The sequence below is a fragment of the Streptomyces eurocidicus genome (assembly GCF_002891295.1).
Lineage (GTDB): Bacteria > Actinomycetota > Actinomycetes > Streptomycetales > Streptomycetaceae > Streptomyces > Streptomyces eurocidicus.
In genome coordinates, this window is record NZ_LGUI01000001.1 from 865,459 (window position 1) to 889,815 (window position 24,357).

Annotated in this window: 23 protein-coding genes and 1 tRNA gene; 15 read left to right on the forward strand and 9 right to left on the reverse strand. The window is 72.4% G+C overall.

Annotated elements, in window-relative coordinates:
* The first annotated feature begins 199 nt into the window (after window positions 1-199).
* The 3 genes from AF335_RS03830 to glmS all read left to right on the forward strand — a co-directional run bounded on the left by AF335_RS03830 (window position 200) and on the right by glmS (window position 3,356).
* Window positions 200-1,111, forward strand: coding sequence for a DUF4429 domain-containing protein (locus tag AF335_RS03830; RefSeq protein ID WP_102916779.1), 912 nt, complete (start codon window positions 200-202; stop codon window positions 1,109-1,111).
* Between the two features lie 87 nt (window positions 1,112-1,198).
* On the forward strand, window positions 1,199-1,474 hold the full coding sequence (locus AF335_RS03835) for a hypothetical protein (protein WP_087928022.1): 276 nt from the start codon (window positions 1,199-1,201) through the stop codon (window positions 1,472-1,474).
* A 61-nt stretch (window positions 1,475-1,535) separates the two neighbouring features.
* On the forward strand, window positions 1,536-3,356 hold the full coding sequence (gene glmS / locus AF335_RS03840) for a glutamine--fructose-6-phosphate transaminase (isomerizing) (protein WP_102916780.1): 1,821 nt from the start codon (window positions 1,536-1,538) through the stop codon (window positions 3,354-3,356).
* A gap of 417 nt (window positions 3,357-3,773) precedes the next feature.
* Here the strand turns inward: glmS and AF335_RS03845 are convergent, their stop codons facing one another.
* Window positions 3,774-4,295: a universal stress protein gene (locus tag AF335_RS03845; protein ID WP_087928020.1), complete on the reverse strand. Its 522-nt coding sequence runs from the start codon at window positions 4,293-4,295 to the stop codon at window positions 3,774-3,776.
* Window positions 4,296-4,736: 441 nt separating this feature from the next.
* On the opposite strand from AF335_RS03845, the gene AF335_RS03850 reads away from it, so the two are divergent.
* The 8 genes from AF335_RS03850 (at window position 4,737) to AF335_RS03885 (ending at window position 12,733) form a co-directional block, all read left to right on the forward strand.
* Window positions 4,737-5,093 (forward strand): hypothetical protein, encoded by a 357-nt coding sequence (locus AF335_RS03850; RefSeq protein WP_244926897.1) that lies wholly within the window; start codon window positions 4,737-4,739, stop codon window positions 5,091-5,093.
* 368 nt (window positions 5,094-5,461) lie between these two features.
* Window positions 5,462-6,832 carry a helix-turn-helix domain-containing protein gene (locus tag AF335_RS03855; RefSeq protein ID WP_102916781.1) on the forward strand — a complete coding sequence of 457 codons (1,371 nt, stop codon included), beginning with the start codon at window positions 5,462-5,464 and terminating at the stop codon, window positions 6,830-6,832.
* 5 nt (window positions 6,833-6,837) lie between these two features.
* Window positions 6,838-7,443, forward strand: coding sequence for an oligoribonuclease (gene orn, locus AF335_RS03860; RefSeq protein WP_102916782.1), 606 nt, complete (start codon window positions 6,838-6,840; stop codon window positions 7,441-7,443).
* 101 nt (window positions 7,444-7,544) lie between these two features.
* A tRNA-His gene (locus AF335_RS03865) sits at window positions 7,545-7,617 on the forward strand.
* 410 nt (window positions 7,618-8,027) lie between these two features.
* Window positions 8,028-9,362 carry an ABC transporter substrate-binding protein gene (locus AF335_RS03870; protein WP_228773214.1) on the forward strand — a complete coding sequence of 445 codons (1,335 nt, stop codon included), beginning with the start codon at window positions 8,028-8,030 and terminating at the stop codon, window positions 9,360-9,362.
* A complete protein-coding gene (locus AF335_RS03875; RefSeq protein ID WP_102916783.1) occupies window positions 9,359-10,351 on the forward strand; it encodes a carbohydrate ABC transporter permease in 993 nt (330 codons plus the stop codon). The genes AF335_RS03870 and AF335_RS03875 overlap by 4 nt, the downstream gene beginning before the upstream one ends.
* Before the next feature lie 45 nt (window positions 10,352-10,396).
* Entirely contained in the window at window positions 10,397-11,269 is an 873-nt protein-coding gene (locus tag AF335_RS03880) for a carbohydrate ABC transporter permease (protein ID WP_102917035.1), read from the forward strand.
* A gap of 84 nt (window positions 11,270-11,353) precedes the next feature.
* Window positions 11,354-12,733: a GH1 family beta-glucosidase gene (locus AF335_RS03885; protein WP_102916784.1), complete on the forward strand. Its 1,380-nt coding sequence runs from the start codon at window positions 11,354-11,356 to the stop codon at window positions 12,731-12,733.
* Between the two features lie 39 nt (window positions 12,734-12,772).
* Here AF335_RS03885 and AF335_RS03890 read toward each other — a convergent pair whose 3' ends face one another.
* The 7 genes from AF335_RS03890 to AF335_RS03920 form a co-directional block, all read right to left on the reverse strand.
* Complete coding sequence (locus AF335_RS03890; protein ID WP_102916785.1) at window positions 12,773-13,435, reverse strand: class I SAM-dependent DNA methyltransferase; 663 nt, start codon at window positions 13,433-13,435, stop codon at window positions 12,773-12,775.
* 95 nt (window positions 13,436-13,530) lie between these two features.
* Window positions 13,531-14,013, reverse strand: coding sequence for a hypothetical protein (locus AF335_RS03895; RefSeq protein ID WP_102916786.1), 483 nt, complete (start codon window positions 14,011-14,013; stop codon window positions 13,531-13,533).
* Window positions 14,014-14,116: 103 nt separating this feature from the next.
* Window positions 14,117-14,404 carry a hypothetical protein gene (locus tag AF335_RS03900; protein WP_102916787.1) on the reverse strand — a complete coding sequence of 96 codons (288 nt, stop codon included), beginning with the start codon at window positions 14,402-14,404 and terminating at the stop codon, window positions 14,117-14,119.
* Window positions 14,405-14,467: 63 nt separating this feature from the next.
* On the reverse strand, window positions 14,468-15,310 hold the full coding sequence (locus AF335_RS03905) for a helix-turn-helix domain-containing protein (protein WP_102916788.1): 843 nt from the start codon (window positions 15,308-15,310) through the stop codon (window positions 14,468-14,470).
* A gap of 33 nt (window positions 15,311-15,343) precedes the next feature.
* Window positions 15,344-15,880 carry a DUF6879 family protein gene (locus tag AF335_RS03910; RefSeq protein ID WP_102916789.1) on the reverse strand — a complete coding sequence of 179 codons (537 nt, stop codon included), beginning with the start codon at window positions 15,878-15,880 and terminating at the stop codon, window positions 15,344-15,346.
* Window positions 15,881-16,191: 311 nt separating this feature from the next.
* A complete protein-coding gene (locus AF335_RS03915; protein ID WP_102916790.1) occupies window positions 16,192-17,061 on the reverse strand; it encodes a spermidine synthase in 870 nt (289 codons plus the stop codon).
* Window positions 17,062-17,090: 29 nt separating this feature from the next.
* Window positions 17,091-17,528 carry a hypothetical protein gene (locus tag AF335_RS03920; protein WP_244926898.1) on the reverse strand — a complete coding sequence of 146 codons (438 nt, stop codon included), beginning with the start codon at window positions 17,526-17,528 and terminating at the stop codon, window positions 17,091-17,093.
* A gap of 302 nt (window positions 17,529-17,830) precedes the next feature.
* Between AF335_RS03920 and AF335_RS03925 the strand changes: the two genes are divergently transcribed.
* A complete protein-coding gene (locus AF335_RS03925; protein ID WP_102916792.1) occupies window positions 17,831-19,231 on the forward strand; it encodes an NsdA family TPR-like regulatory protein in 1,401 nt (466 codons plus the stop codon).
* Between the two features lie 16 nt (window positions 19,232-19,247).
* On the opposite strand, the gene AF335_RS03930 is transcribed toward AF335_RS03925, so the two are convergent.
* Window positions 19,248-19,850 carry a histidine phosphatase family protein gene (locus AF335_RS03930; protein ID WP_102916793.1) on the reverse strand — a complete coding sequence of 201 codons (603 nt, stop codon included), beginning with the start codon at window positions 19,848-19,850 and terminating at the stop codon, window positions 19,248-19,250.
* 315 nt (window positions 19,851-20,165) lie between these two features.
* Here AF335_RS03930 and AF335_RS03935 point away from each other — a divergent pair, with 315 nt between their 5' ends.
* The 3 genes from AF335_RS03935 to AF335_RS03945 are packed head-to-tail and all read left to right on the forward strand — an operon-like array spanning window position 20,166 to window position 24,338.
* Window positions 20,166-21,167: a phosphatase PAP2 family protein gene (locus AF335_RS03935; RefSeq protein WP_102916794.1), complete on the forward strand. Its 1,002-nt coding sequence runs from the start codon at window positions 20,166-20,168 to the stop codon at window positions 21,165-21,167.
* Window positions 21,073-22,767, forward strand: a complete 1,695-nt coding sequence (locus AF335_RS03940; protein ID WP_411158110.1) for a hypothetical protein — start codon at window positions 21,073-21,075, stop codon at window positions 22,765-22,767. The genes AF335_RS03935 and AF335_RS03940 overlap by 95 nt, the downstream gene beginning before the upstream one ends.
* Window positions 22,758-24,338 carry a hypothetical protein gene (locus AF335_RS03945; RefSeq protein ID WP_102916795.1) on the forward strand — a complete coding sequence of 527 codons (1,581 nt, stop codon included), beginning with the start codon at window positions 22,758-22,760 and terminating at the stop codon, window positions 24,336-24,338. The genes AF335_RS03940 and AF335_RS03945 overlap by 10 nt, the downstream gene beginning before the upstream one ends.
* Window positions 24,339-24,357: the final 19 nt, after the last annotated feature.

The window sequence follows — 24,357 nt, forward strand, 5'->3', positions numbered from 1 at the left end:
TCGGCGTGCTGCTCGGGGGAGGTACTCGGACGGAAGGCTCGGGTGGAGGTCTCGGCGGAGGAGCGGAAAACACGCGCACGGACGACCACTTGGCTACCGTCCGCCCCGCCCGGCGTCAAGCCTCCCGGCGGCGCGGCGGGGCCGGTTCCGCGTGTGCCGCACCCCTCTCGGCCGGGTTCCCGCCTGCGAGAATCCCCCCATGGCTGAGATCCTTCAGAAGGACGGCATGTGGACGTTCGACGGCGGCACGATACGCATCGTGCCGGGCCGCGAGCGCGGTGTGCATCTGATGCGGCAGACGCTCGGTGAGCTGACCGTGCCGCTGGCGGCGGTGGCGGGCGTGGCTTTCGAACCGGGCCGTAAGAACGGGCGGCTGCGGCTGCGGCTGCGGGACGGCGCCGATCCGTTGTCGCAGGTCGTCCGGGGCCGGCTGGCGGACGCGGCGGATCCGTACCAGCTGGTGGTGGAGAACGACCGCTCGGGCGTCGCGGAGTACTTCGTGGACGAGGTCCGCAACGCCCTGCTGCTGGAGCAGGTGCCGGCGGGTTCGACGGACCGCTATCTGCTGCCGGGCCCGGCGGTGCCGCTGTCGGTGGGCGCCGGGGACGGCACGGTCTCCTTCGACGGGGAGCGGGTCCGCCTGGAGTGGAACTGGACGACGGAGGAGAGCAAGAGCTCGGCGGGGCCCCAGGAGCTGCCGCTCACACAGATCGCTTCCGTGGAGTGGCTGCCGTCCGCCGGGCTGGAGAACGGCTATCTGCGGTTCACGACGACCGGGGCGCGGCCCAAGCTGTCGCCGAAGCACGATCCGTACGCCGTGGAGCTCTACGGCTTCAAGAAGGACCCGCTGATGGCGCTGGCCGCGGCGGCGGTCACGGTCCGGATGCCGCACCCGTACGGTTCGTCGGCGGCGGTCGCCGGGACGGCCGTACCGGCGCTCGGCCCGGCCGGCGGGACCACGGCGGCGCCCGCGCCGGCCGCCGTCGAGCAGGACGCGGATCATGACGCCCTGCTGCGCCGGCTGCGCGAGCTGGGTGAGCTGCACCACGCCGGTGTGCTCACGGAGGACGAGTTCAGTGCGGCGAAACAAGCCGTTTTGAAGCGTTTCTAGTCACTCATCCCCCCCGTTTTCATGGATCCCTGCCCGATTTCGGGCAGGATTCTTGCGAATGGCCCGGTTACCCATCAATATCAACGGGTGCTCGAACGCCGTATGACCCATGACGACCTGGTGGACCACCTGGTGCGCAGCACGCCGCTTCAGCGCGGCGAGGCCGCCCGGGTGGTCCTGGACGTCCTGGCGTACTTCGACGAGACGACCGAGACCTTTGTGCGCCGCCGGCACCGCGAGCTCCAGTCGGGCGGCCTGCACAACGCGGAGATCTTCGAGCGGATCGCGGCAGAGCTGCCGCACCGCGCGGTGGCTCCGCCGGAGCTCTCGCTGCGGCAGCTGCGCCGCATCGTCTACGGCTGATACGCGGCGGCTCCTGCCGCTGCCGAGCATCACTGATCGTTTGCCTGGGAGGGTCAACACCATGTGCGGAATCGTCGGATATATCGGTAAGCGCGATGTCGCGCCGCTGCTGCTGGAGGGCCTCCAGCGCCTGGAGTACCGCGGCTACGACTCCGCCGGTATCGCCCTGCACGCGAGCGGCAAGGCCGGCGGCCTGAAGACCGCCAAGGCCAAGGGCCGCGTCCGCGAGCTGGAGGCCCGCCTCCCCAAGCGCTTCGCGGGCACCACCGGCATCGCCCACACCCGCTGGGCCACCCACGGCGCCCCCAACGACGTCAACGCCCACCCGCACATGGACAACGACGAGAAGGTCGCCGTCGTCCACAACGGCATCATCGACAACGCCTCCGAGCTGCGCGCCCGGCTGACCGCCGAGGGCGTCACCTTCCTCTCCGACACGGACACCGAGGTCCTCGCGCACCTCATCGGCCGCTCCCGGGCCGAGACCCTGGAGGAGAAGGTCCGCGAGGCGGTCCGGCACATCGAGGGCACCTACGGCCTCGCCGTGCTGCACGCCGACTTCCCGGACCGCATCGTCGTGGCCCGCAACGGCTCGCCCGTCGTCCTCGGCATAGGCGAGAAGGAGATGTTCGTCTCCTCCGACGTCGCCGCGCTGGTCAGCCACACCCGCCAGGTCGTCACCCTTGAGGACGGCGAGATGGCCACCCTCAAGGCCGACGACTACCGCACGTACACCACCGAGGGCTCCCGCACCTCGGCCCAGCCGACCACCGTCGAGTGGGAGGCCGAGTCGTACGACATGGGCGGCCACGACACGTACATGCACAAGGAGATCTACGAGCAGGCCGACGCCGTGGACCGCGCCCTGCGCGGCCGGATCGACGACCGATTCTCCACCGTGCACCTGGGCGGCCTGAACCTCGACGCCCGTGACGCCCGCGCCGTGCGCCGGGTGAAGATCCTGGGCTGCGGCACCTCGTACCACGCGGGCCAGATCGGCGCCCAGATGATCGAGGAGCTCGCCCGCATCCCCGCGGACGCCGAGCCGGCCTCCGAGTTCCGCTACCGCAACCCGGTCGTGGACCCCGACACCCTCTACATCGCGGTCTCCCAGTCCGGTGAGACCTATGACGTGCTCGCCGCCGTCCAGGAGCTCAAGCGCAAGGGCGCCCGCGTCCTCGGCCTGGTGAACGTGGTCGGCTCCGCGATCGCCCGCGAGACCGACGGCGGCATCTACGTGCACGCCGGCCCCGAGGTCTGCGTCGTCTCCACCAAGTGCTTCACCAACATGGTGGTCTCCTTCGGGCTGCTCGCCCTGCACCTGGGCCGCACCCGCGACCTGTCCGTCGCCGACGGCAAGCGGATCATCGAGGGCCTGCGCAAGCTGCCCGCGCAGATCGCCGAGATCCTGGCGAACGAGGGCGAGATCGAGAAGCTCGCCGCGGAGTACGCCGACGCCAAGTCGATGCTGTTCATCGGCCGGGTGCGCGGCTACCCGGTGGCCCGCGAGGCGTCGCTGAAGCTCAAGGAGGTCTCGTACATCCACGCCGAGGCGTACCCCGCCTCCGAGCTCAAGCACGGCCCGCTGGCGCTCATCGAGCCGGCCATGCCGACCGTCGCGATCGTCCCGGACGACGAGCTGCTGGAGAAGAACCGCGCCGCGCTGGAGGAGATCAAGGCCCGCAGCGGCCGTATCCTCGCCGTCGCGCACCAGGTGCAGGAGAAGGCCGACCACACGATCGTGGTGCCGAAGAACGAGCACGAGCTCGACGCCATCCTGATGGGCATCCCGCTCCAGCTCTTCGCCTACCACACGGCCAAGGCCATGGGCCGGGACATCGACAAGCCGCGCAACCTGGCGAAGTCCGTCACGGTCGAGTAGGCACCCCGCAGGACCGGCCCCGCACGGGGCCCTCGATACCCGGACCCGCTCACCTGTCTGCGGCGGGTCCGTACAGGACAGCCCTCCCCACGCGTACCACCCGGCGCGCGGGGAGGGCTGTTCCCCTTGCCGGCGCCGCCCTCGCGCCGGCGGTGATGCCACCGGTTCCGGGAACCGTCACCTCCCGTCCGGCGGCACGCCATCCGAGCGGTACCTACCCTTCACCGGGACGGTCCCCACCTGCTACGCGCGGGTAGATTCCACAGATTCCACGGGTCCGCGCAGTGCCCGGCACAACGGGCGCGGACGATCACCGTCCGTACGGGGTGCCGGAGTTGACCCGCCGGAACGGGCCCCGCCACGGGGGCCGGAGGCGGGCCCCGCCAGAGGGGCTAGGGGCGGGCCCCGCCACAGGGGCTAAGGGATGACCACGACCGGCCGCTGGGCGCGCCGCGCCAGCCGCCCCGCCACCGAGCCGAAGATCCGGCCGACCAGGCCGTGGGTGGAGCCGACGACGATGGCGTCCGCCGAATACTCCCGCCCGACTTCTTCGAGTTCATGGCAGATGTCCCCACCGCGCTCGACGAGGATCCACGGGACCTCCGACAGGTGGTCCGCACAGGCCAGTTCCAGGCCGAGGACCTCGGTGCGGTGGTCGGGGACGTCCACGAAGACCGGGGGTTCACAGCCCGCCCACACCGTCGTCGGCAGCCGGTTGGCCACATGGACGATGATCAGGCCCGAGCCGGAGCGCCGGGCCATCCCGATTGCATACGCAAGCGCTCGCTCGCTCGAAGTGGAACCGTCGAAGCCCACCACGACGCCGTGCTGGAACGCCGGATCGCAGGAATGGCGTGTTTCTTCCGCCGCTTCGGGGTGCGCCGCGTGATCGGCGACCCGCTTGCGGTCCGCGGGTTCGGAGAATTCGTGACCGGCCATCGGTGTCTCGGCGAAGGGAGTCCTCGTGCGGAGGGGAAGGGCGGTGGGCTGGTTGGAGTTGTCAGGGGCTGTCGGGCGACGTCGGAGGGGCGGCGCCCGGATGGATCAAGGACGGAAAATCCGTCCGGGATTCATCTTTTCAAGCACTTACCCATAAGGGTACGGCGACACTCATCGCCTGCCCAGGGGCCGCCGGGCACGCCACGGGCGCCAGGGCGTTCCCCGGAGCATGCACGAGGCCGGGCCGTAGCGCAATGGCCCCGGAGCGTCCCACCCGTACCGCCGTCGCGCCGGCCCGGCACCGCGGCCGCGCCCTCCGCCGGGCCCCGGCACGGCCCGGGCGGGGCCGCGCCGCGTCCCCCCGATGCCCCCGCCGCAGTGACCCAGGCGGCCGGCCGGGCGTTGTACCACCGTCAGCCGCCGCCAGCAGGGAGCCGCTCCGTGCCCGGAACCCGTGATCACCACCGTGCCGACGACACCGGGGCAGACTCCCCCGATCCGGTGAGCGACGTGGTCCGCTGGGCGGCGTTCAGCTGCGTCCTGGTCCCCGTCGTGCTGCTGATGTGCGGTCAGTCCTTCGGCGGGGCGGCGGGCACGGCGGCCGGCCTGGTCGCCCTCACCTGCGCCTGCCGGGCCCTCCTGCGCCAGTCCGAGCGGACCGCCGCACGGCTGTCTGCGGAGCAAAGCGTTCCGCACCGGGGCCGGCACGGCCGCACGGGCGGCGGCGCGCACCGCGGCGGACGCCATCAGGGCACCTCCGGACCGGGTGATACGCCGGGTAGTACGTCCGGTGAATGACGCCTTCGTACGTATGGACCCGTTGCTTTTCAGCCAACTTCAGGCCGAACCCCTCACCTTGGCCTGAGCAGCCCCCAACAGCCGGTCGACCAGCAAGGAAAGGGCCACGGGGGGCGGTTGCACCCTACGGGGATTGGGCATGGGCGAGAGGCGTACTTTTCACCGAGCCCTGCAAGTGCAACGCTTCGTGATCGAACGCTTCGCGCCAAGTTGTCATGTCGACATAGAGCCGGGTGGTGAACTGGTCACCGCGACTCCATGCGACGCAGTAGATTCGATCTTGGCCATGACCGGCGGGGGAACCGTTCAGGACCGAGGGGAAACGTGCAGGACCGAGAGGACTCGACCGCCGAGGGGGGCTTAGCGCCATGAGCCAGGACTCCACGACCGTACCGGAGACCACGCGCAAGCTCTCCGGACGCCGCCGCCGGGAGATCGTCGCTGTGCTGCTTTTCAGCGGCGGACCCATCTTCGAAAGCTCCATCCCGCTCTCAGTGTTCGGTATCGACCGACAGGACGCTGGAGTCCCCCGCTACCGCTTGCTGGTGTGCGCGGGCGAAGATGTGCCATTGCGAACAACCGGCGGCCTGGAATTGACCGCACCGTACGGCCTGGAGGCACTCTCCAGGGCCGGCACCGTCGTCGTACCGGCCTGGAGGTCGATCACCCAGCCGCCGCCGACGGCCGCACTCGACGCGCTGCGTCGCGCCCATGAGGAGGGCGCCCGCATCGTGGGCCTGTGCACCGGTGCCTTTGTGCTGGCCGCCGCGGGGCTGCTCGACGGCAGGCCCGCCACCACCCATTGGATGTACGCGCCGACGCTCGCCAAGCGCTATCCCTCGGTCCATGTGGACCCGCGGGAGCTCTTCGTCGACGACGGTGACGTACTGACGTCCGCGGGCACCGCGGCAGGCATCGACCTGTGCCTGCACATCGTCCGCACCGACCACGGCGCCGACGCCGCGGGGGCCCTGGCCCGCCGGCTCGTCGTGCCGCCACGCCGAAGCGGCGGACAGGAGCGCTACCTCGACAGGTCTTTACCGGAGGAGATCGGCGCCGACCCGCTCGCCGAGGTCGTCGCCTGGGCGCTGGAGCACCTCCACGAGCAGTTCGACGTGGAGACCCTGGCCGCCCGTGCCTATATGAGCCGTCGCACCTTCGACCGGCGGTTCCGTTCGCTCACCGGCAGCGCGCCGCTGCAGTGGCTGATCACCCAGCGGGTGCTCCAGGCACAGCGGCTCCTGGAGACCTCGGACTATTCCGTGGACGAGGTCGCCGGGCGTTGCGGCTTCCGCTCGCCGGTGGCGTTGCGCGGCCACTTCCGCAGGCAGCTGGGGTCCTCCCCGGCCGCCTACCGGGCCGCGTACCGCGCGCGCCGGCCGCAGAACGGCTCGGCCGAGCGACCGGAGCGGGGTGAGCGGCCGGACCGTACGGACCGGGCCGAGCGCCACGACCGGTTCGACCGGCCGGACCCGGTGGAGCAGCGGAGCGGGGAAGCCTCGGTGCTGGGGCTGCGCAGGGCGGCCCTGGCCGCCACGGCGCACGCCGTCACCGGAGCGTCCATGTCCGCGCCGCCACCCCATACCGGGCACGGCGGGCACGGTGGTCATCCCACCGGGCACGGCGGGCACGGTGGCGGGCACGGCGGGAACACCTCCGGCGTGCCCGATCCGGGCAAGCCGGAGTCCGACCTCTACAGCCCACGCCTGCCCGGGCAGCGGGAACGCCCCGTAGGGTGAGACGCATGAACGATCGCATGGTGTGGATCGACTGCGAGATGACCGGGCTCTCGCTGTCGGACGACGCGCTCATCGAGGTGGCCGCCCTGGTCACCGACTCTGAGCTGAACATCCTCGGCGACGGTGTGGACATCGTCGTCCGCCCGCCCGCCGAGGCCCTCGTCACCATGCCCGAGGTGGTGCGCCAGATGCACACGGCCTCCGGGCTGCTCGCGGAGCTGGACAAGGGCACGACACTCCAGGACGCGGAGGCCCAGGTCCTGGCGTACGTCCGCGAGCACGTCCCGGAGCCGGGCAAGGCCCCGCTGTGCGGAAACTCGGTCGGCACCGACCGCGGTTTCCTCACGCGGGACATGCCGGCGCTGGAGAGCCATCTGCACTACCGGATCGTCGATGTGTCGTCGGTGAAGGAGCTGGCCCGCCGCTGGTATCCGCGGGCCTACTTCAACAGTCCCAAGAAGAGCGGCAACCACCGGGCGCTCGCCGACATCCGCGAGTCGATCGCCGAGCTCCGCTACTACCGCGAGGCGATCTTCGTACCGCAGCCCGGCCCGGATTCGGACGCGGCGAAGGCCATCGCGGCCAAGCACGTCCTGCCCGTTCAGGCATAGTGACGCAGCTCGCTCCCAGGACGCGGGTCACCTGGGAGCGAGCACCCCTGAAAACCCTGTACACTTTTTCTCGGCCGGTGGGAAACACACCAGCCGACATGGTGGGTATAGCTCAGCTGGCAGAGCACCTGGTTGTGGTCCAGGATGTCGCGGGTTCAAGTCCCGTTACTCACCCTGATCGAAGGCCCCGGTCCGCGGAAGCGGACCGGGGCCTTCGGCGTTCACGGCCGAAGGCGGCGGCGCCCCGCGCGGGTGCGAGGGCCCGCGCTTGAGGCGCACGGGCGGCGCGAGGCGACTGTGACCCGCGTCATATTTCGTGGCGCGCGGGTGGCATCGCGCGACGCGCCAGGGCTTCCTTGACTCTCCGCCGGGATCCGACGACTCTTCATCACATCGGCATCACATCGGCCCGGGGCTCCTCCCCTCCCCGCTCGTCCCGTCCCCCGGCGCCCGTCCCGGCCCCTGTTTCCCCTGTGCTCCGTATGCCGTACGCCGCGTTCCGCCGGACGGGCGGCACGCCCGACGAAGGCCCAGCACCGCTCCGAGCCCCCCGAGTCCGTACGCAGCGGCCCCAGGAGACGCCCATGCGCCGACGCTTCCGCACGCCCCCGCGCCGGATGGCGGCCGTCACCGCCGTCGCGGCGCTCGGCACGGTGCTGTTCGGGGCCTGCGCCCGGGACGGCGGGGGCGTGGAGAGCGCGGGCGAGGGGCCCGGGGGCGGCGGGCGGCGGACCACCGTCACCGTCGGCACCTTCGGCGTGTTCGGCTACCGCCAAGCCGGGCTCTACGCGGAGTACGAGCGGCTGCACCCCGAGATCACGATCAAGGAGAGCGTGATCGAGCGGAACGACGCCTACTACCCCCAGCTGCTGACCCACCTCGCGGCCGGCGGCGGGCTGTCCGACATCCAGGCCGTCGAGGTGGGCAACATCCACGACGTCGCCACCACCCAGGCCGACCGGTTCGTGGACCTGTCCCGGGCCGCGGGCGTCCGCGCGGACACCTGGCTGGACTGGAAGTGGGCGCAGGCGACCTCACCGGACGGCCGGACGATCGGCCTCGGCACGGACATCGGACCGATCGCCGTGTGCTACCGCAAGGACCTCTTCGCCAAGGCCGGGCTGCCCACGGACCGGGAGGGCGTCGGCCGGCTGTGGGCCGGGGACTGGCGGAAGTTCCTGGACACCGGCCGGGCCTACCGGCGGCGCGCCCCGGCGGGCACGGTCTTCACGGACTCGGCGGCCGGGATCTACAACGCCTCGGTCCACGGCTACGCCGAGCGGTACTACGACCGCCGGGGCCGCCGCGTCCACGCCCGGAGCCCCGCCGTCCGGGAGTCCTGGAACCTGGCGGTGCGGGCCGCCCGCGACGGTCTGACCGCCCGTCTCAAACAGTTCGAGAAGCCCTGGGACCAGGCGTACGCCAACGGCCGCTTCGCCACCGTCGCCTGCCCGCCCTGGATGCTCGGCTACATCAAGGAGAAGACCGGCCCGGCGGGCGAGGACAAGTGGGACATCGCCCCCGCGCCCCGCCCCGCCAACTGGGGCGGCTCCTTCATCACCGTCCCCAAGGCGGCCCGGCACCGGAAGCAGGCGGTCGCGCTCGCGATCTGGCTGACGGCGCCGGAGCAGCAGGCCAAGCTCTTCGAACGGCAGGCGAGCATCCCCTCCACCCCCGCCTCGTACGCCATGCCGCAGGTCAGGGACGCGCGGAACCCGTACTTCGGTGACGCGCCCACCGGGCGGATCTTCTCGGCGGCGGCCCTGTCGGTGCCCAGGCTGGTGATCGGCCCCCATGAGCAGCAGATCGGCACCGCCTTCACCGATGTGGGGATCCCTCAGGTGGAGCAGCAGGGCCGGTCCCCCGGGGCGGCCTGGAAGGCGGTCCAGAAGGAGATCCACAACGCGGTGGACGAATGACGACCGCGACCGAGGCGGTGGGCGACCGGCCGGCCCCGCCGCCCGAGGACCTCGACCGGCCGCGGCCGAGCGGGCCACGCCCGTGGCGCAGCCGCCTCTACCGCTGGGACGTCCGCTACAGCCCGTACGCCTTCGTCGCCCCCTTCTTCCTCTTCTTCTCGGCGTTCGGCGTCTTCCCGCTGCTCTACACGGGCTGGGCCTCGCTGCACCGGGTGGAGCTGGCCACCCCGGACCAGCTGGAGTGGGTGGGGCTGCACAACTACGCCCGGCTGCTCGGCGACGACTTCTTCTGGAACGCCCTGCGCAACACCTTCACCATCGGTGTCCTCTCCACCGTCCCCCAGCTGCTGATGGCCCTGGGCCTCGCCCATCTGCTGCACTACCGGCTGCGCGCGGCGGCCTTCTGGCGGGTCGCGCTGCTGACCCCGTACGCCACCTCGGTCGCGGCCGCGACGCTCGTCTTCGTACTGCTCTACGGGCGCGACTACGGGATGGTCAACTGGGCGCTGGGCGCGGTGGGCGTCGGCCCGGTGGACTGGCAGAACTCCACCTGGTCCGCGCAGCTGGCGGTCTCCTCGATCGTCATCTGGCGGTGGACGGGCTACAACGCGCTGATCTACCTGGCCGCCATGCAGGCCGTGCCGGCCGAGCTGTACGAGTCGGCGGCGCTGGACGGGGCCTCGCGCGCGCAGCAGTTCCGCTACGTCACGGTGCCGGCGCTGCGGCAGACGATCCTCTTCACGGTGGTCGTCTCGACGATCGGCGCGACCCAGCTCTTCGGGGAGCCGCTGCTGTTCGGCGGGGCGGGCGGGCAGAAGGGCGGGGCCTCGCACCAGTTCCAGACGCTGGGGCTCTATCTCTACGAGCAGGGGTGGTTCAACTTCCACCTAGGGCGCGCCTCCGCCGTCGCCTGGACGATGTTCCTGATCCTGCTGCTGATCGGCGCGGTCAATCTGCTGATCGCGCGAGGGCTGCGGAAGAGCCGGTGAGGGGCTGATGTGACGACGACCACCGGACGGCCGCCCGCCGGCCGGGTGCCGGACCCGGCGCGGGCCCCCGCCCCGGGGAGGCGGCCCCGGAGCCCGGCGGGCCGGCTGCGCGCGGGGCCGGTCACCTATGCGGTGCTGGCGCTGTTCACCGCCGGTTCGCTGTTCCCGCTGGTCTGGACGGCGGTCACCGCCTCCCGGGACAACGCCCGGCTGGCCCGGACCCCGCCGCCGTTCCGGTTCGGCGACAGGCTGCTGACCAACCTGGGCACGGCGTGGGGCGAGGCCCATATGGGCCTGGCGCTGTTCAACACGGTGCTGGTGGCCGGGGCGGTCGCGCTCGGCACCGTGGTCTTCTCCACCACCGCCGGCTTCGCCTTCGCCAAGCTGCGGTTCCGGTTCCGCACCGCCCTGCTGCTCACGACGGTCGGCACGATGATGGTGCCGCCGCAGCTGAGCGTCGTCCCCCTGTTCATGGTCGTCGCCGAACTGCACTGGACCGATCAGCTCCAGTCGGTGGTCCTGCCCACCCTCGTCAGCGCCTTCGGCGTGTTCTTCATGCGCCAGTACCTGGTGGAGGCCCTGCCCACCGAGCTGGTCGAGGCGGCCCGCGTCGACGGCGCGAGCAGCCTGCGGGTGCTGTGGCACGTGGTGTTCCCGGTGGCCCGGCCGGCGATGGCCGTGCTGGGGATGCTCTCCTTCGTCCAGGCGTGGAACGACTTCTTCTGGCCGGTCATCGCGCTGACCCAGGAGAACCCGACCGTCCAGGTCGCCCTCACCGGCCTCGGCCGGGGCTATGTGCCCGACCAGGCCGTGATCATGGCCGGCGCGCTGCTCGGCACCCTGCCGCTGCTGCTCGCCTTCACCCTCTTCGGCAGACAGATCGTCGGCGGCATCATGCAGGGCGCCGTCAAGGGCTGAGCCGCCGTCCCCCCTTCCCCCCCTTCCCTCACCGAGTTCCCCCACCGAGTTTCCCTCCACCGAGCCCCCACCGGGAGCGCATCCATGACCGTGAACTTCCCGCCCGGCTTCCTCTGGGGCGCCGCGACCGCCGCGTACCAGATCGAGGGAGCGGCGCGGCAGGACGGCCGCACCGCCTCCATCTGGGACACCTTCTCCCACACCCCCGGCAAGGTCCTCGGCGGCGACACCGGGGACGTCGCCACGGACCACTACCACCGCCGCGCCGAGGACGTGCGCCTGATGGCGGACCTGGGCCTGGGCGCGTACCGCTTCTCCGTCTCCTGGCCACGCGTCCAGCCCGGCGGGCGCGGCCCGGCCAACCAGGCGGGTCTCGACTTCTACCGCGCGCTCGTCGACGACCTCCTCGCCCACGGCATCCGGCCGATGCTGACGCTGTACCACTGGGACCTGCCGCAGGAGCTGGAGTCGTCCGGCGGCTGGCCGGAGCGCGGCACCGCGCACCGCTTCGCCGACTACGCGCACCTGGTCGCCGAGGCGCTCGGGGACCGGGTGGAGCTGTGGACGACCCTCAACGAGCCCTGGTGCAGCGCCTTCCTCGGCTACGGCGCCGGGGTGCACGCGCCGGGCCGGACGGACGATGTGGCGGCCCTGCGCGCCGCCCACCACCTCAACCTCGCGCACGGCCTCGGGGCACAGGCGCTGCGGGCCGCGCTGCCGTCCCGGGCCGCGGTCTCCGTCACCCTCAACCCCGGCGCGGTGCGGGCCCGCACGGACTCCCCCGCCGACCTCGACGCCGGGCGCCGGATCGACGCGCTGGCCACCCGGATCTTCACCGGGCCCATGCTGCACGGGGAGTACCCCGCGGACCTGATCGCCGACACGGCGGGCGTCACGGACTGGTCCTTCGTGCACGGCGGGGACGCGGCGGCGATCCACCACCCCCTGGACTCGCTGGGCGTCAACTACTACGCGCCGTTCCTGGTGTCGGGGGCGGCCCCGGACGGCTCCGGCCACGAGCCCTCGCCCTGGCCCGGAGCCGGGGGCGTAGTCTTCCACCGGCCGCCCGGCAAGCGGACCGCGATGGACTGGTCGGTCGACCCCACCGGGCTGTACGACCTGCTGACGCGCTTCACCCGGGAGGCCCCCGGGCTGCCGCTGATGGTCACCGAGAACGGCGCGGCGTACGACGACAAGCCGGACGGCGAGGGCGCGGTGCACGACCCGGAGCGCATCGCCTATCTGCACGCCCACCTCGACGCGGTACACCGGGCGATCGGCGACGGCGCGGACGTGTGCGGCTATTTCCTCTGGTCACTGCTGGACAACTTCGAATGGGCGTACGGCTACAGCAAGCGGTTCGGCGCGGTGTACGTCGACTACGCCACCCAGGTCCGCACACCCAAGTCCAGCGCCCGCTGGTACGCCCAGGTGGCCCGGACGGGTCAGCTGCCGCCGTTCTGAGCGGGCGGGCGGGGCGTTCTTGCTTTGCTTCGGCTCAGCTCAGCTCACCACAGCGCGAGCGATCAGAGTCCCGATGTGGTCAGGCTCGGGAGCGTCGAGAACCCACGCTTCCGCCTTCTCGAATCCGGCCCTCAGAAGGAGGTTCTCCCACTTCCGGGGCGTGTAGCTGTACCGGTACGTGTACATGGCCCTGCCCGCGAACCCTCCCTTGTACATGCCTTGCGGCCCGTACGCGCCGGGGATGGCCGGAGGCTGGGAGAAGGCGAGCACGCCGCCCGGATTCAACCGCTTGGCAACGAGCGGAAGCAGCCTGGCCGGGTCGGCGAACCAGGCCGCCCCGAAGATCGAGTAAATGGCGTCGTAGGTCTCCGTCGTGGCGCCCAGGTGGTCCAGCACCTCGGCACACACGAACCGCGCTCCCAGCGGCCCCCACCGTTCGGCGGTGCGGGTGACCATGACGGGAGAGAGGTCCACGCCCGTTGCCTTCACGCCCTGCCGCGCGAGGTGGCCCAGCGCCCGCCCGGTACCGCATCCGATCTCCAGGACGGTTGCCGGATCCCCCAGCAGTTCGGGCCCCGGCCCGTGCCCGGCGTACTGCGTCCAGCAGAAGACGGGGTCAGCGTCGAACACCTTGTCCTTGGTGCTCTCCGCGAAGGTGTCCCAGAGTTCGCGTTCGCTCTCGATGTCGTGTCGTGCGGGCAAGGGCGTTTCCTCTGTGTCGGGGCGGGCGAGAGGGCGGGCGAGAGGGCGCCCCGCCCTCGTTCGGAGTCCGGGGGCGAGGGCACTCCAGTCCCGCGTCAGTGGCTGTCGGGGACCTTGTTGTCGCACGGCGAGCAGTCGGACGCGTCCACCGACCACAGCTCGTCATCGACGGTGAAGCCGTTCTCGCGCAGCAGCTCGGCCGTGCGCATCACGGTGCCGTCCCGGCGGCGCTCAACGAGCGGGGCGTGGTGCTTGTACCGCCCGCCGTTGTACTCGTCGCACAGGGCGAAGTAGAGGGGCGTGTCGAGGATGAGCTGGTGGACGCCGATGTCCACGGTGTACCCGACCCCCATGTCCACACCAGGGTTCTCCATGGCTGTGATCAGGTAGGCGACGCCCTGTCCGAGGATGCGTTCGGCGAGGCTACGGACGGCCACGCTGTCACGCAGCAGCAAGCGAACCTCGCGCTCCCACAGGTCCTCTGCCCCCACCTCGGTGACCAGGTGCGGTACTCGTTCCTGCACGGCGTTGAGGATGATGCGCGGATCGCGGGTCCGCGTCTGGAGTGCTGTTGCCACCGTGTTCCCTTTCTCTCGACGGAGCGGGGTGGTGCGCCGGGACCCGTCCCAACCGTCGGCCGTCATGCAGGCGACGGGGACGGGGACTTCAGAAGGGCACGGGCTAGGCGCCTTGGCCTTGGTCGCGCCGGCTTCGCTTCGCCGACTCCGCGCGGAGCAGGGCGTCGATGAGCTTGCGGGCGGTGCGGAGGGGGACGGTTCCCAGGTGCACGTACGGCTCGCCCGAGAGCGAGGCGCGGCCGGTGAGCCGGGGCCAGGCATCGGGGTCACCGACGCGGATGTCCATCTCCGCGAGCACTCGCGTGAGCATGAACGCGGCGTCGTCGGCCTTGCGCTTGCCTGCGGTGAAGGCGTCCGGTGCTTGGGTGGCCGCCATGGTGTCCGTGGTCATGGGGAAGACAGTAGGAACGGAGGGTGCTCCGAAGCCATGAAGTTGCAGACGGTTGCAGGCCGATCACTCGAGGGTGTCGAGGGCGTCTTTGATGAGCGACCTTGCTCGGGAGCCGTACACCGCGTGGCGCTGGAGGTCGGCGAACGCCTTCACGTACATGGCGACCTCCCCAGGGGCGGTAACGGTGACTTGCGCGGTCAGGAGGTCGACGGCAGCTTGCTTGTCGTCAAAGACGTTGAATGTGGCCATCGGCCATACGCTGCGAGCCGCCTGAAACGGGATTACGCCCAGGGACACGGCCGGTAATGACATCGCCGACAGTAGATATCCGAGTTGGCCGGCCATTGCCTCGGCATCGCCCAGCCGGTAGCGCAGGACTGATTCCTCCACGAGCATGGCGAAGCGCCTGTTGCCGTCGTGGATGACCCGAGAGCGGGTGAGACGGGCCGCCACCGCGTCGGCGACATCGTCAGGTGCCTGGCGAAAGGACGCGATGGACGACAGCAAAGCCGTTGCGTACGCCTCGGTCTGGAGGAACCCTGGCACGACGCTGGAGCAGTAGACACGGAAGTGACGTGTCTGTTCGTACAGGGGAACGTAGGACTCCTGGATCCTGCGGAGCCCCGTCCTGTGGAGGCGCTTCCACTGGACGTACAGCGAGTCGGCGGTACGGTTCGCCGCGATGAGGTCAGCGGCCTGGTCTGCCGCGCCACAGGCGCGGCACCAAGCCTGGATGTCAGCGTCCGAGGGAGTCGTCTTGGCGTTCTCGATCCGGCTGGACTTGGCTTTGTGCCAGCCGCATCGGTCTGCCAGATCCTGCCCTGTCAGCCCCGCGTCCTGCCGGATCTCCTTCAGCCATTCGGCAAGTGCGGCACGGGTGGCTTGCGCGTTTGAATTTGGTGACATGGGCGTTTGCCGGTAGTCCGATGGTGACGAGCGTCAGACCGTGTATTTCTCGTGCGGGATCCCTCGCTCCCACACAGCTTCGAACGCGGTTGCCGCCAGCTGCGCCACGGCCGGCTCGTTATGGACCACCCAGCCGGGTTCAGACCAATCGCCATCACCTGAGAAGTGGTTGAAGAGCACGGTCTCAGAGTCGAACAACCAGAAGTCATTGCCCGGCAGGGCCAGGTCCGACGTCTGCCGACGAGGTAACCAGCGGACCTGTTCCCCGGCGGTGATGTTGACCGGAGTGCCCGCGTGCTCGAACCGGATGTACTCGGTAACCGGCTCGGACACGATGCGAGCCCTGCGAACGACGACCCCTCGGGCGACCGTCCTGCGGATGAGGTCGACCCACGGCGCCCAGTAGGCCGATGTGGGCTCCACATCGCGGTGCCCGGTGCGCTGCCAGCTCTCGAAGTCCTCCGCTTCGTCACCCACACCGTATGCGTCGCGCATCTCCAGGTGCACCGCCGAAGCCTGTGCAGACTCCAGGAGTTCCGTGAAGCTGGGTTGCTGCTTGCTCTGCGACATCGCATGCCTTCCTGGTCAGCGGCACCATCCCTGCGGGGATACGGACCACGCTTCCGTGTTGGGCTTGGGGCTTCCTTTCAGGCACTCAACTTGAGTCGCCTCGCTGGGCAGCCACCTTGGAAGAGGGCTTCAGGTTCGGCCCCTGCGCCTGTATCGCCCCACAGCGCAGGGCACTTGCCGTGCCCTGCGTTAGAGGCGACGTTGTGGAGGTTAGCGCCATGGTGGCCTCTCGTGTCGAGACTGTTGCGGTCAGTTGCAAGGCCCCGGGGGCCTTCGCGCCGATCAGTCGGCAGCCAGTGCCCGCCTGGCCCTCACTCGAACACAGACGGCGGCGGCACCGGCGAAGGCCGCGCCGCCGCGTCCGTGACCGGCGCCGCCCCGCCCGTGAAGTCGTCGAGGGCGCGGCCGTGTTCGACCCTGCCCTGGTGGGGGTCGGTCGCGGCCCGCCGGGTCAGTTCGGCGACCGGCAGTTCGCGGTCGGAGGCGAGCAGCACGGCGTTGCCGAAGCGGCGGCCGCGCAGCACGGCGGGGTCGGCGGTCAGGCACAGTTCGGGGAAGACGGTCCGTACGGTCGCGATCTGCGCCTTGACGTAGGCGAGGGGCGGGCCGTCGGCGAGGTTCGCGGCGTAGAAGCCGCCCGGGCGCAGCGCGCGCCGCACCTCGCCGGCGAATTCGACGCTGGTGAGGTGGGCGGGGGTGCGGGCGCCCGCGAAGACATCGGCGATGATCAGGTCGGCCCAGCCGTCGGGCACCTTAGCGAGTCCCTCGCGGGCGTCGCCGCCGCGCACCCGGATCCGCCAGCCGGCGTCCAGGGGGAGCTCGCGGCGGACGAACTGGACGAGCGGGGCGTCGATCTCCACGATCTGCTGGGTGGAGCGGGGCCGGGTGGCGGCGACGTAGCGGGCGAGGGTGAAGGCGCCGCCGCCCAGGTGCAGGGCCTGGACGGGCTTGCCGGGCGCGGCGACGAGGTCGGCGATGTGGCCGAGGCGCCGCTGGTAGGCGAAGTCGAGGTAGGCGGGGTCGTCGAGGTCCACATGGGACTGCGGGGCGCCGTCGATCAGCAGCGTGAAGCCACGGGGGCGGTCACGGTCGGGCCGCAGCTCGGCGACACCGCCCCCGACCTGCTCGGACACCGCCTCGGCGGCGCGCCCGCGCCCTTGCTTCTGCTTGCTTTTAGCCACATGGCAAGTATCGCCCCCTCTCGGGGGCCCTAGCGGCAGCGGTCCACGGCCTCGATCGTCCGGGCCGCCTCGCCCAGTGCGGCGCGGAGCACCGCCGGGTCCGTGGCCTCCGAGAAGGCGGCCTCGGGCGCGACCAGCCACCCCGTCCCCACGAGCGGCGGCTCGGCGAGCCCCGCCTGCTCGTCCTGGCCGAACGTCTGGGTGCAGGCGCTGCCCGGCACGTCCCAGGCGTCGGCGGTGCCGGGTGGCACGAGGAAGCCGAGGGTGTCGCACTCGCCGTCGTGCAGCACGGGGCCGACGCCGTCGCGCAGCCGCAGGATGTCGACGGCCTCCAGGCCCTGCCGGGCGGGGACGGTGACGAGGTCGCAGGGGCCGGCGTCCAGGGCCACCTGGGGGACGTGCGGGGACGGGCTGTGGTCCTGACGCGGCTGGTGCAGGGCCGTCGTCCGCGAGCTGCTGATGTCCACTCCGGCCTCCACCAAGGGAAACCCCTCCTCCGCCGTGCCACTCCGCGTCGAGCGCGCTCCAAGGAGTTCAACGCGCGTGAGCGTCAACGGCTACGGTGCCATGCCGTCACAAAGGATGGCAGTTCATGGCGGATGCCGGGTGAGATATCCCGTTTGTAGCCAAACAGGGTGTAGTGGGACCCCGTAAGCCGGTACGGTCTTCTCCGCCGACACGGCAGCCGACAGGCAGCACATGAGGCCAGCACAGCCGCACGCCGCGCGCACCACGCGGGGCGCGCGCTCGCCAGGGAGAGGGTCCGGCCATGGCGTCGTCCCAAGCGCACCACCCGAACACGGCCTTCCGGCAGTTGCGCGGAGCGCGGTCGCCGGGCGAGTTCGCGGCGGCCGTCCGGCGGGCGGCCCGCGAGATCGGCGAGCAGGTCTCGTGCGACGCGCGGTACATCGGGCGGGTCGAATCGGGGGAGATCCGCTGCCCCAACTACGCCTACGAGCGGGTGTTCAGGCATATGTTCCCCGGCCGGGAACCGGCGGACATGGGTTTCGTCCCACGGGACGTGGTACGCGGCCGGGGGGCACGTGAGAACGCCGACGCGGCACCGGCGCCCGGCGGGCCCGCCGACAGCCCCGTGGAAAGCCCGGCCCACATCCCCGACCGTCACAAGGAGAGCGACGTGTTGCGTCGCGCGTTCATGACCAGCGGCACGGCCGCGGTGGCAGCCACCTCGCTGGGCGCCTCCCTGGCCGGCTCCTTCGGCACCGCGTGGGGCGCCCCCGCGACCGGCCGCGACCGGCGCCGCGCGGGCGAGGCCGAGGCCGTCGCCGTGGAACAGGCCGTACGCCGGATCCGGCTGCTCGACGACCGCCACGGCGCGGACGGCATCTACCGGCGCGCCGCCCGGCCGCTGCGGGTGGCCTACGAGCTGCTCGACGCGGACACCCGCCGGCAGTCGGTCGCGGACCGGCTGCACACGGGCGCGGGCGAGCTCGCCCTGTCCGTCGGCTGGCTGGCCCACGACTCGGGCCGCTTCGCCGACGCCCGCTCGCACTACGCCGAGGCCCTGGCCACGGCGAGGATGGCCGGTGACGCGGCGCTGGAGGCCCATGCCTTCTGCAACACCGCCTTCCTCGCCCGGGACGCCGGGCGGCCCCGGGAGTCCGTAAGGGCGGCACAGGCGGCGCAGCGGGCGGCCCGCAGACTGCCGTCGCCCCGGCTGATGTCGCTGCTGACCCTGCGCGAGGCGGGCGGCTGGGCCGGGCTCGGCGACCGGGCGGCGTGCGAGGCGGCGCTGCTGCGCGCCCGTGACCTCTTCGAACGCGGGCCGGCCCAGGCCGACCCGGAGTGGATGTCGTTCTTCGGCCCGGCCGAGCTGGAGGGCCTGGAGGCGCAGTGCTGGTCGGCGCTGGGCGAGTGGTCACGCGCGGCGGAGCACGCCCGGCGCGCGGTGGACCTCCAGAACCCGCACTTCGCCCGTAACACCGCGCTGTTCACCACCCAGCTCGCGGGTGACCTGGCGCGCGGCGGGGCGCCGGACGCGGCGGCGGAGCGGGGCGAGCGCGCCCTGGACCTGCTGGCGGAGGTCCAGTCGACGCGGGTCCGTACGATGCTGGCGGCGACGGCCCGGCTGCTGCGCCGCTACCGCGCGGACTCGGTGGTGGCGGCGTTCCTGGACCGGCACGAGGGGGTGGCGGCGACCGGGGCCTGAGGGGGCGCGCCGGCTGTCAGGCGAGGTGGCCGGTGTCGTTCCAGCGCTCGATGGCCGGCTCGCCGTAGGCCCAGCCCAGGATGGACAGCGAGGTCGGGTCGAGGCGGATGCGGGCGGCGAAGGAGATGTCCAGGCCGAGCCAGCGGGCGCCGATCGTGCGCAGTATGTGGCCGTGGGCGAAGATCAGCACGTCGCGGTCGGCGGAGCGGGCCCAGTCCACGACCTGGTCCGCGCGGGCCGCGACCTCGGCCAGGGTCTCGCCGCCGGGGACGCCGTCGCGCCAGATGAGCCAGTCCGGGCGGTCCGCCTTGATCTCGGACGGGGTCATCCCCTCGTAGGAGCCGTAGTCGAACTCCATCAGGGCGTCCCAGTCGGCCGCCCGGTCGCCGAAGCCGGCCAGCTCGCAGGTCTCCTTGGCGCGCACCAGCGGGCTGGTGCGGACCTCGACGTCCGGCAGCCCGTCCCAGGGGGCGCGGTGCAGGCGCTCGCCGAGCAGCTTGGCGCCGCGGCGGCCCTCGTCCAGGAGGGGGATGTCGGTGCGGCCGGTGTGCTTGCCGGACAGCGACCACTCCGTCTGTCCGTGCCGGGCCAGCAGGATGCGCGACGTCGTCGAAGCCATGGAGGACCCAGACCCTTCAGAAGATTTCGGTGATTTTCACTACAGATCGTTATGTGGACCGGCAAGGGACCGGCCGCGATGATCTGTTCGCTTTTCCATCATCGCTCACACCAGCCACAGGCAACCCGCAGGTCAATCGGGGCGTCTCCCCTCCTGTCCCGCCCCGTCCGGCCCTCGCGCCCCGTGACCAGGACGGAACGGCGGGCGAACTCGAGGTTTCCGGTAAGCCGCGGGGCGGTGTGCGACCAATGTGGCGTACGCCGTACGGTTGCATGCGCGCTTGTTGGCCGCCTGAACATGATGGAGAGCGTCCCGATGTACCGCACACCACAGGGAAAGCGGCCGCGCTGGTGGACCGAGCTGCCGCTGATAGCCGTGGTGTACGCGGTGTACTCGGCGGGCAGGCTGCTGGTCCGCGGCGATGTACAGCCGGCGATCGACCACGGTCTGTCGATCCTCGACCTTGAGAAGACCTTCCGAATAAATTTCGAACACCCGCTCAACCGGCTGTTCACGGAGCACGCGTGGCTCGGCGTACCCGCCGACTTCGCCTACGCCTCCCTGCACTACATCCTGACCCCCGCGATCCTCGTGTGGGCCTTCCGGCGCCGCCCGCGCGACTACCGCTTCCTGCGCAGCTGGCTGATGATCTCGACCCTCATCGGCCTCGTAGGCTTCACCCTGCTGCCCACCTGCCCGCCCCGGCTGCTGGACGCCACGTACGGCTTCGTCGACACGATGGCCCAGTACGGCTCCTACGGCTGGTGGGGCGGCGACGCCAGCGCCCCGCGCGGCCTCGGCGGCATGACCAACCAGTACGCCGCGATGCCCAGCCTGCACGTCGGCTGGGCCCTGTGGTGCGGCGTCGTGATGTGGCGCTACGGGCGGACGACCTGGGCGAAGATCGCCGGGGTGGCCTACCCGGCGGCGATCACGCTGATAGTGATGGGCACCGCCAACCACTACTTCCTGGACGCCGTGGCCGGCGTCGCCGTGATGGGCGTCGGACTGGCGCTGGCCAAGCCGGCGCTGCGCCTGGTCGACCGCGTACGGGAACGTTTCGCCAAGGGTTCCCGCCAGGAAACGGCAGGGGCCGCCGCGAATGTCGGTGCCGGATGCGAGACTTCGGCGGGTACAGCGTCTTCGCTGACGGCGGTCTCCGGTTCCGGGGCCGGCGACGGCCGTCCGGGGGCGCCGGAGACATCTCGCGAGGCGGGCACCCGTGACCAGATCCCCCGAGAGCACATCCCCCGACAGCCGTCCCGCGGCGACGCCGACGGCAGCCGCGCCGACGACACTGCGGCGGCGGCTCGCTGAACTGCGCGGCCCCTCGGCCGCGCCGCGCCCGCTCGACGCGCGCGCCCTGGCGGCCCTGGCCGCCAACCCCGGCTGCCGCCGCCGGGTCCTGCTCGACGGCGCCGGGGTGGACAAGGGCGCGCTGGCCCGCGCCCTGGGCTCGCCCGCCACGCACGGTCAGTCGCAGTTCGCCATAGCGCGGGGCAACGTCTTCGAGGCCCGGGTCAAGGCGGACGGCGGAGAGGCCCTGGTCCGGCTGCTCCACGACCGGCTGCGCGACGACTCCCCCGCGCCCGGCCCCTCGTTCCCACCGGTCACCCCCGACCTGTCGGCGGCCGGCCCCGAGGGCCGTACGGCCCGTACGGCCCTGGCCCTGCGCGAGGCCACCGCCGCCGGCCGGTGGACGGTCCTGGACCACCCCCTGCTGGCCCTGGAGGTCGCGGGCACCCCCGCCTATCTGGAGCCGGACGCGATCGTCGTCCATCCGGGCGGCGACTGGACGATCGTGGAGATCAAGTCCTTCCCGATGATCGACGGCGCGGCGGACCCGGGCAAGGTGGGCGCGGCGGCCCGGCAGGCGGCGGTGTACGCCCTGGCCCTGGAGGGCGTGGCGGCCCGGCTGGGCGGGGGGCCGGGGGCGCCGGGGTCGCCGGGGGGCGACGCCCACCAGGCCGTCACGGGGACGGTGCCGCCGGCCCGTACCCCGTACGACGGAAGTGATGCCGCGCCCTGGTCGCAGGCTCCGGACGGCGGTCGCGTGGCGGAGGTCCCGGCCGTCACCGGGACGGTTCCGGCCCGTACTCCTTACGACGAGGGCCGTGCCGCAGCTCCGGACGGCGGTCACGCGGCGGAGGTCCCGGCCGTCACCGGGGCGGTTCCGGCCCGTACCCCTTACGACGAGGGCCGTGCCGCCGCGCCGGACGGCGATCACGCGGCGGAGGTCCCGGCCGTCACCGGGGCGGTTCCGGCCCGTACCCCTTACGACGAGGGCCGTGCCGCCGCGCCGGACGGCGATCACGCGGTGGAGGCACCGGCCGTGCCCCCGCCCCACCCCTCGGGTGTCGGCCGCGCGGCCGGAGCGCCCGTGCCCCGGGTGCGGGACCGCGTGCTGCTCGTCTGCCCCAAGGACTTCTCCAACCTCCCGGCCGCCGAGCTCGTCGACGTGCGCAAGCAGGTCGCCACCACCCGGCGGCAGCTCTCCCGGCTGACCCGCGTCGAGGACATCGCCGCCGCGCTCCCCGAAGGCACCACCTTCGACCTCCGTCCCGCCGACGACGGCCGGACGCCGACCCGGCCCGTGGCGGAGCTGACGGCCGCGGTCGAGGCGGCCCCGGCGGCGTACGCCCCGGAGTGCCTCGCCGCGTGCGAGCTGGCCTTCCACTGCCGGGCCCGGTCGCGGGCGGCGGACGCGGTGGAGGTCCTGGGCCGCGGGGTCCGCGGCGAGCTGGGCGGGCTGACGACGGTCGGGGCGGTGCTCGCCGCCGCCCGGGGCGAGGAGGGCGATCCGGCGGATCCCGCCGTCGCCGCCCTGCGCCGCGCGGCGGCCCTGCGCGCGGCGGCACTGGCGGCGACGGGCGCGTCCCGCACCGGAGCGCCGGAAGGGGCGGGCCCATGTCGCTGATCACCACACTCGCCCGGATGGAAGCCGTCCGGGAGGGCCGGGCGCGGCCCCTGGCGACCGTGCGCCACCGGCACCTGGCCGAGCGGCCGCTGGTCCTGGTGCCGCTGACCACCGCCGGTGAGGCCGGCGCCCCGCTGGGGGCGATGGTGGGGACGGAGCGGGACGCCCCCCGGCTGCTGGTCGTCACCCAGCCGCGCGACCGGGACCTGCGGTTCGCGTTCCTCGCGGAGCTGGCCGACGCCGTGCTGCCGTACGTCGAGGGGTTCGCCGGGGACGTCGAGCACGAGCAGCGCAAGGAGACCGACCCGGAGACGGGGAAGAAGGTCCCGGTCGAGGTCGAGCTGTGCGCCGGGGCCCCGCAGCTGCTGGTGCCGAGCGCGGCGGGTGTGGAGTACGTCCGGCTGCTCGGGCGGTCCATGCGGTTCCGGCGGACGGCCGAGCAGGACCCCGAGAACCCCTATCCGGCGCCGCCGCGCGTCCCGCTGCTGGGCCGCTGGCTGACGCACTTCGGGGAGCGGGCGCGGCTGCCCGGCTCGGCACTGCTGCTGCCGATGACGCAGCTGCTCGCCCGCCACTGGGCGACGGGCCAGAGCGGCGCGGAGGACCAGCACCTGGGGGCGCTGCTCGGCTGGCTGGCACCCCCGCCGGGGCTGACGGGCGCGGAGGCGGCCCTCCGCGCGGAGCAGGCGCGCGACGCCGAGGGCCTGCTGCTGTGCCCGCCCGCGGGCCCGGCGACGGACCCGGCCTTCGACAACCGGCGGCTGGCCCCGGCGACGGCGCGCTACGACCGGGCCCGCGCCGAGGCCGCGGCCTCCCCGAAAGCCCCGGAGGCCGCGCTGCGCGCCGCCGAGGAGGAGATCCGGGCCCTGCTGGAATCGCAGCTCCGCCCGACCTGGGACGCGGTGTGGCGGGGCGTCGACCTGCTGCGCGCGCTCCCCGAGGGCGAGCGGGTGGCCGAGCGGTGGAAGCGCGACCGCTGGTCGTACACCTCGCACCGGGACCGGGTCGCGGCCGGTGAGCCGCCGCAGCCCCGGCGGGACGACGCGGTGACCGCGGCCCGCAAGCTCGCGGCGCGGGAGACGGCGCACGCCCGGCTGGAGGCACAGGAGGCGCTGGACGACCCGCTGGTCATGGCTGGCCGGCGGCTGGCCGGCGAGGCGTTCGAGGGGGAGGTCACCGAGGTGGTGATGGAGTACTCGGAGGCGAAGGTGCCGCGCCCGCGCCCGCTGGTGACGGTGGTCACGGACGACGGCCCGCTGCTGTCGGAGGGCGTGAAGGTGCACCGGGTGCTGCCGGACGGCAAGGCGCAGCCGGCCGAGTTCGTCGGCCACGCGGCGGGCGGGGGCGGTGTGCTGACGGTCCGCCTGACGGGTGGCATGGGGCGCGGCAAGGTGCCCGACGAGGGATCCGTGCCGGAGAAGGGCGACCGCGTCTGCTGGACGCTCTTCGAACACGCGCCGCGCGGCGGCCCCGAGCTGCCCGAGCCCGAGCGGACGCCCTGGACCCACGGCGGCCCGCCGGACGGGTCCGCCGACGCCCCCGACCCGCTGACCGCGGAGGACCTCCTGTGAACATGACCGCGTACGGGGT

What these genes read in the sequence shown, in the direction of transcription:
- orn (WP_102916782.1), top strand. Translation starts at nt 6,838, where the DNA reads ATGAACGATCGCATGGTGTGGATCGACTGCGAGATGACCGGGCTCTCG.
- AF335_RS03930 (WP_102916793.1), bottom strand. Translation starts at nt 19,850, where the DNA reads ATGGCTTCGACGACGTCGCGCATCCTGCTGGCCCGGCACGGACAGACG.
- AF335_RS03910 (WP_102916789.1), bottom strand. Translation starts at nt 15,880, where the DNA reads ATGTCGCAGAGCAAGCAGCAACCCAGCTTCACGGAACTCCTGGAGTCT.
- AF335_RS03900 (WP_102916787.1), bottom strand. Translation starts at nt 14,404, where the DNA reads ATGACCACGGACACCATGGCGGCCACCCAAGCACCGGACGCCTTCACC.
- AF335_RS03935 (WP_102916794.1), top strand. Translation starts at nt 20,166, where the DNA reads ATGTACCGCACACCACAGGGAAAGCGGCCGCGCTGGTGGACCGAGCTG.
- AF335_RS03845 (WP_087928020.1), bottom strand. Translation starts at nt 4,295, where the DNA reads ATGGCCGGTCACGAATTCTCCGAACCCGCGGACCGCAAGCGGGTCGCC.
- AF335_RS03925 (WP_102916792.1), top strand. Translation starts at nt 17,831, where the DNA reads ATGGCGTCGTCCCAAGCGCACCACCCGAACACGGCCTTCCGGCAGTTG.
- AF335_RS03870 (WP_228773214.1), top strand. Translation starts at nt 8,028, where the DNA reads ATGCGCCGACGCTTCCGCACGCCCCCGCGCCGGATGGCGGCCGTCACC.
- AF335_RS03855 (WP_102916781.1), top strand. Translation starts at nt 5,462, where the DNA reads ATGAGCCAGGACTCCACGACCGTACCGGAGACCACGCGCAAGCTCTCC.
- AF335_RS03945 (WP_102916795.1), top strand. Translation starts at nt 22,758, where the DNA reads ATGTCGCTGATCACCACACTCGCCCGGATGGAAGCCGTCCGGGAGGGC.
- AF335_RS03885 (WP_102916784.1), top strand. Translation starts at nt 11,354, where the DNA reads ATGACCGTGAACTTCCCGCCCGGCTTCCTCTGGGGCGCCGCGACCGCC.
- AF335_RS03905 (WP_102916788.1), bottom strand. Translation starts at nt 15,310, where the DNA reads ATGTCACCAAATTCAAACGCGCAAGCCACCCGTGCCGCACTTGCCGAA.
- glmS (WP_102916780.1), top strand. Translation starts at nt 1,536, where the DNA reads ATGTGCGGAATCGTCGGATATATCGGTAAGCGCGATGTCGCGCCGCTG.
- AF335_RS03830 (WP_102916779.1), top strand. Translation starts at nt 200, where the DNA reads ATGGCTGAGATCCTTCAGAAGGACGGCATGTGGACGTTCGACGGCGGC.
- AF335_RS03875 (WP_102916783.1), top strand. Translation starts at nt 9,359, where the DNA reads ATGACGACCGCGACCGAGGCGGTGGGCGACCGGCCGGCCCCGCCGCCC.